At 55.7% G+C, this 3,213-nt stretch carries 5 protein-coding genes; 3 read left to right on the top strand and 2 right to left on the bottom strand.

Features of this window, described 5'->3' with window-relative positions; all coding sequences use genetic code 11:
* Positions 1-51 precede the first annotated feature (51 nt).
* Genes Q1K23_RS08790 through Q1K23_RS08780 form a run of 3 tightly spaced genes read left to right on the top strand, consistent with a single transcriptional unit; the run spans position 52 to position 1,655 of the window.
* Positions 52-831, top strand: a complete 780-nt coding sequence (locus tag Q1K23_RS08790) for an inositol monophosphatase family protein (protein ID WP_300363924.1) — start codon at positions 52-54, stop codon at positions 829-831.
* Positions 832-1,359 carry a hypothetical protein gene (locus tag Q1K23_RS08785; protein ID WP_300363922.1) on the top strand — a complete coding sequence of 176 codons (528 nt, stop codon included), beginning with the start codon at positions 832-834 and terminating at the stop codon, positions 1,357-1,359.
* Between the two features lie 26 nt (positions 1,360-1,385).
* Positions 1,386-1,655, top strand: a complete 270-nt coding sequence (locus Q1K23_RS08780) for an SEL1-like repeat protein (protein WP_300363920.1) — start codon at positions 1,386-1,388, stop codon at positions 1,653-1,655.
* A 6-nt stretch (positions 1,656-1,661) separates the two neighbouring features.
* Here Q1K23_RS08780 and Q1K23_RS08775 read toward each other — a convergent pair whose 3' ends face one another.
* Positions 1,662-2,945 carry a citrate synthase gene (locus tag Q1K23_RS08775; protein ID WP_300363918.1) on the bottom strand — a complete coding sequence of 428 codons (1,284 nt, stop codon included), beginning with the start codon at positions 2,943-2,945 and terminating at the stop codon, positions 1,662-1,664.
* Between the two features lie 43 nt (positions 2,946-2,988).
* The coding region (locus Q1K23_RS08770; protein WP_300363916.1) for a hypothetical protein at positions 2,989-3,213 on the bottom strand (225 nt) is incomplete at its 5' end.

Below are 3,213 nucleotides of genomic sequence, written 5' to 3'. Positions count from 1 at the left end.
CGGGATTTTTGAGATGGGTTCTGGAATTTTACCAAAAAAGGAATTTTTTTGTTGGATCGTCTGACAGGGGCCGTTCTGGAGGCCGGAAAACTCTTTCGCGAAGGATTCTACGCGACCAAAGACGTGCGCCACAAGGGGACCGTCGATCTGGTGACACAGTACGACGTCGCCGTGGAAAATCTGCTGAAAGAGAGCATAGCGCAAATCCTTCCCGAGTATACGATCATCGGCGAAGAGAGTGCCGACGAGCATGAACGGGCCGAAAAGGCGGTCTACATCGACCCGATCGACGGCACTACCAATTTCGTCCACAAGATCCCCTTCTGCGCCATCTCGGTGGGGGTCTGGGAAGATGGAAAGCCCGTCGCCGCCATCGTCTACAATCCCGTTCTCAACGAGCTCTTCGCCGCCGCGGCACAAGAAGGGGCTTTTTGCAACGCGAAGCGTATCGCAGTATCCCAAACGGCCGATCTGCAGCAGTCGCTGCTGGCGACCGGCTTTCCCTACACGAAAGTGGAGATGGGACGCGACTTCAGATGGGTCGTCAAAACGATGGAAAACCTGCTGCCCCACACCCAGGATATCCGCCGTTTCGGCGCCGCGTCGATCGACCTGTGCTATGTGGCCAACGGTATCCTCGACGGTTTCTACGAGTGCAATCTCAAACCCTGGGACGTGGCGGCGGGTATCCTGATCATCGAGGAAGCGGGTGGAAAGGTGACCAACCACCGCGGCGAAGATTACCGTCTCGGCGATCCGGTCATCGTGGCGACCAACGGAAAGAATCACGACAAACTGCTGGAAAAACTGGCAGACTACGAGGAGGCCTGAATGCAAAGACTCGATCCAAGAAAAAGCGCGCTGCTTACGCAGATGATATCGCCCCACTATCCCAGACAGCTCATCATGCAGCTGACCGACGGATCTACCGACCTGCACAGGACACTCTTCGAGTTTACGAAATCCAAAGGTTTCGAATACGATCTCAAAACGGTCGGATGCGAGATCGACGACCTCGAGGCGCAGAGCCATCCCTGCTGCCGCATCGAATCCCTCGATCTGGCGGCCAGACAGTACAACCGCCATGCCCGAGTCTACGAAAACATCTACGTCACACTCTCGGCGGAGAGACTCGAAGGCGATATACAGACGATTTTGAAGAAGTTTTTCCGCATCACGAAAAACGCCGGGGTTCTGACGATGCTCATCGAGCGCGGAACGCCGCTGCTGGAGAGGATCGACAGCGATCTGGAGGCGGGTTACTTCGTGGCGGTGAACCATATCGACATCTTCGACGACTACGATGTGGTGACGGCGAAAAAGCTGCACGGATGGGGCGCGTACGATGTGGGATTTTGAGATGGGGAATGAAAAAGGGGTTTTCAATGGATGAGAAAAAGTATACGCTGGACGAGGCGATCGGTTTTTACGAGGCGGATCGCTTCGACGAGGCGTTGACGGCGCTGAAGCAGCACAGGAAGCATCCCGAGGCACAGTACTATCTGGGAATGATGTATTACGAGGGTTTCGGGGTGGGCAAGGATCTCGAGGCGGCGAAGCAGTGGTTCAGGAAAGCTTCCCGTCAGGGAAGCCTGGATGCGGAGTATATGCTGCTCTGCTGTGAGGGAAACACGAGCAGCTGCTGCAAAGCGTGAGCGGCCTCACGGCCCCACATAGACCTGACGCGGCCTCACGATCTTCTGGTCGCTGTCTTTCTTGAACTCGATCCACTGGGTGATCCATCCGACGGTCCGGCCGATGACGAAGATCGGTGTGAACATGCTGCGGGGAATGCCGAGTGCCGTCAGGATGACACCGCTGTAGAAGTCGATGTTGGGATAGAGCTTTCTTTTGATGAAATATTCGTCGCTCAGGGCGATCTCTTCGATACGCGAGGCGATCTGCATCAGGTTGCTGTCGAGCCCCAGCTCCTCTTTGAGGCTGTCCTGGTACCTTTTTAGAATCTGCGCCCGTGGATCGAAGTTTTTGTAGACCCTGTGGCCGAAGCCCATCAGGCGGAAGGGATCGTCGGGATCTTTCGCCTTGGCGATGAATTTGTCGACGTTTTTGACGCTGCCGATCATCTTGAGCTGTTCGATGACCGATTCGTTGGCGCCGCCGTGGGCCCTGCCCCAGAGCGCCGAGATGCCCGCCGAGATGGCGACGTAGGGGTGCGCGCCCGTGGAGGCGACGCTTCGCACCGTCGTCGTCGAGGCGTTCTGCTCGTGGTCGGCGTGAAGGGTGAAGATCGTATCGAGTGCTTCGATCTCGATGGGGCGTATCGTGTTTTCCCCCTCTTTCGTGATGTGCATCTTGCCGCCCGGATAGGCGCGCATCATGTAGAGGAAATTTTCGGTGAAGCTGCGGCCGATGTCCGGGTAGATGAAGGGGATACCCTGGGAGTGGCGGTAGGAGAAGGCGGCGATCGTCGGGATCTTGGCGATGATGCGCCGCGCCATCTCCTGGTATTCCGACTCTTTGTTGATCGTCAGGTGCTCGAAGTAAAACGAAGAGAGCGCCGCCACGGCGGAGGAGAGTGTGGACATCGGGTGGGCGTCCTGGGGAAAGGCGTCGAAGAGATTTTTGAGCCCTTCGTGGATGAAGGAGCGGTGGCGCAATTCGAAATCGAAATCGACGAGCTCGTCACGGTGCGGCAATTTGCCGGTCAGCAGAAGATAGCAGGTTTCGAGATAGGTGTGTTCGGTGGCCAGGGTTTCGATAGGAATGCCGCGGTAGCGAAGCTCCCCCTTCTCACCGTCGATGAAGGTGATCTCCGAACGGCAGCTCGCCGTCGAGGTGAAACCGGGGTCGAAGCTGAAGTGGCCGCTGTCCTTGTAGAAGGTGCGCATATCGATGCCGCTTGGTCCGCGGGTCGCTTCGATGACGGGATAGGTGTATTTCTCACCTGTCTGGTCGTTGAGGATGGTGAAAGTCTTTTTGCTCACGTAGTCTCCTTTACGAGAAGGGCTCTCGTTTTTTTACATTATATTACTTTTTCTTTTCGTTTTTTCTTTCCATTCCCAGTTTGAGCTCGATCATGCCGGTTCTGTCGAGTTTTTCCGTTTCAACGATATCCGCTATTCTCAACTGACTTTTCGGTACTCCCGCTTTTGCCAGATACCCGACGATATGCTCCGCACGCTTTTTTGCCAGTCTGACGAGTTCGTTTCGATCGACCGGATATGTTTCGAGCACGGTGTCGAAAAGTTTTTG

The organism is Hydrogenimonas sp. (genome assembly GCF_029933015.1).
Lineage (GTDB): Bacteria > Campylobacterota > Campylobacteria > Campylobacterales > Hydrogenimonadaceae > Hydrogenimonas.
This window is presented reverse-complemented; position numbering and strand designations above follow the sequence as displayed.